At 67.8% G+C, this 5399-nt stretch carries 5 protein-coding genes; 2 read left to right on the top strand and 3 right to left on the bottom strand.

The window, feature by feature from the left end; all coding sequences use genetic code 11:
- Window positions 1-233: 233 nt before the first annotated feature.
- Window positions 234-1124 (bottom strand): cation diffusion facilitator family transporter, encoded by an 891-nt coding sequence (locus tag LO50_RS13600; protein ID WP_044315332.1) that lies wholly within the window; start codon window positions 1122-1124, stop codon window positions 234-236.
- A gap of 25 nt (window positions 1125-1149) precedes the next feature.
- Complete coding sequence (locus LO50_RS13595; protein ID WP_044315331.1) at window positions 1150-1566, bottom strand: hypothetical protein; 417 nt, start codon at window positions 1564-1566, stop codon at window positions 1150-1152.
- 214 nt (window positions 1567-1780) lie between these two features.
- On the opposite strand from LO50_RS13595, the gene LO50_RS25375 reads away from it, so the two are divergent.
- On the top strand, window positions 1781-2281 hold the full coding sequence (locus LO50_RS25375; protein WP_236690589.1) for a hypothetical protein: 501 nt from the start codon (window positions 1781-1783) through the stop codon (window positions 2279-2281).
- A 59-nt stretch (window positions 2282-2340) separates the two neighbouring features.
- Window positions 2341-4863 (top strand): ATP-dependent helicase HrpB, encoded by a 2523-nt coding sequence (hrpB, locus tag LO50_RS13585; protein ID WP_044315330.1) that lies wholly within the window; start codon window positions 2341-2343, stop codon window positions 4861-4863.
- 2 nt (window positions 4864-4865) lie between these two features.
- Here the strand turns inward: hrpB and LO50_RS13580 are convergent.
- A partial coding sequence (locus LO50_RS13580) for a type 2 periplasmic-binding domain-containing protein (protein ID WP_044315329.1) occupies window positions 4866-5399 on the bottom strand: 534 nt, incomplete at its 5' end.

The following is a 5399-nucleotide window of genomic DNA, read 5'->3' as shown; positions in this document are numbered from 1 at the left end:
CCTTTACGGCTCTCGCCGCGTCCCTGCGGCTCGCCCCTCTCCGCCACGGCTCCGTTCACCCTCCTGAAGGGGCGTGGGGTGTCGCCTGATAGGACGAAGAACCTAAGCAGACTTACAGGGCGGCAATCCGCGCTGGAAAACCAACTTTGGCGAGGCCGGACCCACTAAACCCTACAAGCGATACAGGTAGGGCTCTTTCGCCCCGACGCTACGCCAAACACTAGTCGAAGTGCTCACCGCTTCGGCGGCGCTACCTCAAGCGGATCGGCATGCACCAGCACCTCCGCATTCGGATAGCGATCGTGAATCGCGTTCTCCACCGCCACACACAGATCATGCGCCTGCGACAGCGGCAGGTCCCCCGGCAGCTCCAGATGCAATTGCACGAACCAGCGGGTGCCCGAAATGCGTGTGCGGAAGTCATGGCAGCCATAGACGCCCGGCACTTCGCAGACCAGCTTCTGCATCTGCGCGCTGATCTCCGGCGACAGCTCGGTATCCATCAGCACCGCGCCGGCCTCACGGACGATGGTGATGGCGCTCCAGAAGATGTACAGCGCGATACCGATGCCGAACAGTGCGTCCAGTCGCTCCCAGCCGAAGCTGGCCAGCACCAGCGCGAGCAGGATGCTGGTGTTGAGCAAGAGGTCTGAACGGTAGTGCAGCGAGTCGGCGCGGATGGCGGTGGAGCCGGTGAGCTTGACCACGTGGTGCTGGTAGCTCAGCAGGATGGCGGTCATCAGCAGCGAGAAGATCATCACCGCGATCCCCACGCCCTGCGCGCCCAGCGGTTGCGGATGCAGCAGGCGGTCAACGCCCTGCACGCCGACGAGTATCGCGCTGACGCAGATGAACGCCGCCTGGCCGAGCCCGGCCAGCGCCTCGGCCTTGCCGTGACCGTAGCGATGGTCGTCGTCGGCCGGGCGCAGCGAGTAGTGCACCGCGAGCAGGTTGAGCAGCGACGCGGCGCCGTCGAGCAGCGAATCGGTGAGGCCGGCGAGCAGACTCACCGAACCGCTCAGCCACCAGGCCACGGCCTTGCTCAGCGCCAGCAGGATCGCCGTCGCCAGGGCCGCAGCGGTCGCCCGGCGCATGAGCCGGGCGTGGTCACGATTGATGCTCATCGCTGGCCGTTATCCGCGCGAGTCATCAGGCCGCAGGGCGCAGACCGAAGGCGGCCAGTTGCTCGACGCTGCCGTTGTGCTGGATCAGGCGCGGGTCGTCCAGCGGCAGGCTGCGGCCGATTTCCTTCTCGATGATGGCTTTCAGGCGGGCCTGATCGATCTGGCCGTCGGCGCCAATGGCTTCCTGCAGCTTTTCCGGGGCCATGGAGTACTCGTCGTCGGGCAGGTAGATCGCGCCGGTGGCGAAGTCGATGCCGAAGGCGATCAGGCCGGGGAGGAGGTAAAAGATCAAACCAACTGCATTCAAAGCTGCAATCGCTGGGTCTATGCGGCCTTCGATCTGCCCGCGGCGATCCGGGTAGAACAGCGTGCCGCAGGCGGTCAGCTGGGTGAACAGGGAAGCGGCCAACACGCCGCCGATGATTCGGTTACGAGTACGCATAAGGACCTCCTGGAAAAGTGGCGCAACTATACAAGGGCCGGAAGACAGCTGGATGATGTTTTCTCGATATCAGACCATGCCGCGGGCTCGGGTGTTCGGCGTGTGCGCTGACGCATTGGGTGGCTTTACCCAGTCCTTACCGAGGCCTGACGGACCGCTGCATCGGCCGGACAGATAATCGCGCTGCGATTTCATCCCATCCCGGAGTTCAATCATGTCCAGGTCACTGCCGTGCGCCGCGCTTGGCGCCGTTCTTTCCCTCTGCATCGCCTTGCCGGTCACCGCCGCACCACCCTGTCCCGGGCCGGGTGCGCATAGAGGGCCGGCGGGACCGGGGCCGCAGCATGTGCCGGGCCCGCGTCACGGCCACGGTCTGCCGGCCGGTGCGCGGGAAATCTGGATCGGCAGCATGCTCTACTTCATCGCCGCCGGTACCTATTACCTGTGGAATGTAGAGCGCAATGTCTACGAGCCGGTCAGTCATCCGCCGCTGCCGGCCAGCGAGGCCACGCGATATGATGTCATCGCCTATCCGGCCAAGGGGCAGAGCGCCGAGCAGCAGAGCCGCGACCGTTACGAGTGTCATACCTGGGCCGTGAGCCAGAGCGGTTTCGATCCGGCCAGCGCCCGGACGGCTCCGGCGGCGAGCGTTGCCGACACCTACAAGCGCGCCCTTGGCGCCTGCCTGACCGGACGCGGCTATAGCGTCAACTGATGCGCCCAGCTTCGGGCGGGCGCCTCGGTTGTTGAATCGTCTGCCCGAAGCGAGTGCCCATGAATTCCCTACCGATCGACGAAGTCCTGCCGGCGTTGCGCCAGGCCCTGCAACAGCGCGACGAAGCCGTGCTCGAAGCACCGCCCGGCGCCGGCAAGACCACTCGCGTGCCGCTGGCGCTGCTCGACGAAGCCTGGCTGGGCGGGCAGAGCATCATCATGCTGGAGCCGCGCCGTCTAGCTGCCCGCGCAGCGGCTGAGCGGCTGGCCAGTGAGCTGGGCGAGCGCGTCGGCGAAACCGTCGGCTACCGCATCCGGCTGGACAGCAAGGTCGGGCCGAACACGCGCATCGAGGTAGTCACCGAGGGCATTCTCGCGCGGCGGCTGCAGGACGACCCGGCGCTGGAAGGCGTCGGCCTGGTGATCTTCGACGAATTCCATGAGCGCAGCCTGGACGCCGATCTGGCCCTGGCGCTGACGCTCAATGCGCGGCAGCTGCTGCGCGACGAGCCGCTCAAGCTGCTGCTGATGTCGGCGACGCTGGAGGGCCAGCGCCTGTCGGCACTGCTCGACGATGCGCCGGTGATGCGCAGCGAGGGGCGCATGCACCCGGTCGAGCAGCGCTGGGGCCGTCTCGTTGCGGCGAATGAGCGTATCGAGCCACGCGTGGTGCAGACGGTGCTGCAGGCGCTGGAGGACGAGCAGGGCAGCGTGCTGGTGTTTCTGCCGGGGCAGGCCGAGATCCGCCGGGTCAACGAAGCGCTGGCCGAACAGCTGAGCGGACGCGGCGACATCCTGATTTGTCCGCTGCACGGCGAGCTGGAACTGGCGCAGCAGCGCGCGGCTATCGAGCCGGCACCGGCGGGCCTGCGCAAGGTGGTGCTGGCGACCAATATCGCCGAGACCAGCCTGACCATCGAGGGTGTCCGCGTGGTAGTGGATGCCGGTCTCGCGCGGGTGCCGCGCTTCGATCCAGGCAGCGGCATGACCCGTCTGGAAACCCGGCGCATTTCCCGCGCCTCGGCCACGCAGCGGGCAGGGCGTGCCGGGCGCCTGGAGCCGGGTGTCTGCTATCGATTGTGGTCCGAGGACCAACACGCTCAGCTGGCGGCCTATGGCGAGGCAGAGATTCTTCAGGCGGACCTCGCTGGCGTCGCGCTGCAACTGGCGCGCTGGGGTGTCGAGCCGGACGAGCTGGCCTGGCTCGATCGTGCGCCGACCGCCGCCTACGGCCAGGCGCAGGCCCTGCTGGAGCGCCTCGGTGCGCTGCAGCGCAGCGAACATGGCGGCTGGCAGCTGACCCGTCACGGTCAGGCGATGGCCGAGCTGCCGGCGCATCCGCGCCTGGCGCACATGCTGCTGCGCGGGCAGCCGTTGGGCGTGGCTGCGTTGGCTGCCGACGTGGCAGCGCTGCTGGTCGAGCGTGACATTCAATCCGGCGGGCAGCGCGGCGGTGGCGCCGATCTGGCGCTGCGCCTGCACCAGTTGCAGAGCGGCCGTGGCGCTGCAGTGCAGCGGGTGCGGCAGCTGGCCCGGCAGTTTCGTGGTCTGCTGCGCGGCACTTCGGGGCAGGGCGACGGAGCGCTGGAAGAACAACACTCGCTGGCCACGCTGCTGGCTTTCGCCTATCCCGACCGCGTCGCTCGGCAGCGCCGCGAGGGTGGCGGTGGCTATCGGCTGGCCAACGGCCGCGCGGCGCAGTTCGGCGAGCCGGATGCGTTGATGAAGGAGCCCTGGCTGGTGATCGCCGAGCTGGGCAGCCATCAGGGGCAGCGCGAGGAGCGCATCTATCGCGCCGTGGCGCTCGACCCGATTCTGTTCGACGGGCCGCTGGCCGAGCAGGTGTCTCTGCGCGATGAGCTGGAGTGGGACGAGCGCGAGGGCGTGCTGCGCGCCGAACGGCAGCGGCGGATCGGCGAACTGGTGCTCAGCCGCGAACCACTGCCGAACCTCGACGATGACGCACGGGCTCGCGCGCTGCTCGGCCTGGTTCGGCGCAAGGGCCTGGAACTGCTGGCCTGGACGCCGGAGTTGCGCCAGTGGCAGGCGCGCATCGGCCTGCTGCGTCAGCTCGATCTGGACGCAGGCAACAGTAGCGACTGGCCGGACGTCAGCGATGCTGCACTGCTGGAACGGTTGGACGATTGGCTGCTGCCCTATCTCGGCAAGGTGTCGCGCCTGGCGCACTTCGCCCAGCTCGATCTGGCCGGCATGCTCGCCACGCTGCTGCCCTGGCCGCTGCCGCAGCGCCTGGACGAGCAGGCGCCGGTGGCGGTCAGCGTGCCGTCCGGCTCGCGCATTCGGCTGGACTACAGCGAGCAGCCGCCGGTGCTGGCGGTGCGTCTGCAGGAGCTGTTCGGCCTGGCCGACACGCCGCGGATTGCTGGTGGCCGACAGGTCGTCAAGCTGCACCTGCTGTCGCCGGCGCGGCGTCCGGTACAGGTCACCCAGGACCTGGCGAGTTTCTGGGCCAACACCTACGTCGAGGTAAAGAAGGATCTGAAGGGGCGCTATCCGAACTACTGGCCGGACGACCCGCTGATCGCCGAGCCGACCGCACGGGCCAAGCCACGCGGACAGTAGGCTCAGTCCGAGGGCAGGCTGAGGTCCTCGCCGGCGACGCGCAACGCTTCATAGGCGTCGTCGAGTGCGGTGACGATGGTCGCGGCGTCGCGTGCATGACGCGAGACGATGAAGTGGATCGGCACCTGGGCCAGGCGCTGGTAGGGCAGCGCCTCCATCCGTAGCCGCTGGCGGGCCTGTTCCACTGGAATCTGGTAATCGAGCAGGTAATCGCCACGGTTGCGCTGCAGCATTTCCAGCGCGGAAAGGTGATTGCTGGTGCGCAGCAGGCGCAGGTCGAGGCCGGGATCGTCCAGCAGCGCGTTGACTTTCGGCCAGTAGCTGTAGCCGCCGATCAGGATCAGCGACTTGCCGGCAAGGTCGTCCGGCAGGCTCGGCGCCGGTGTACCGGCAAGGCGGTAGAGGTTGAGATTGATCTGGCTGAGCGTATGCCGGCCTTCCAACGTATGGGTCGCCAGCTCCGGCTTGCCCTGGGCTCCAGGCCAGAGGTCGATGCTGCCATTCTCCAGCGCCGCGTAGAGGCGGGCGCCGGGCAG

It is taken from the genome of Stutzerimonas stutzeri, assembly GCF_000935215.1.
Lineage (GTDB): Bacteria > Pseudomonadota > Gammaproteobacteria > Pseudomonadales > Pseudomonadaceae > Stutzerimonas.
The sequence above is the reverse complement of the archived record's forward strand: the minus strand, read 5'-3'. Positions and strand labels throughout refer to the sequence as shown.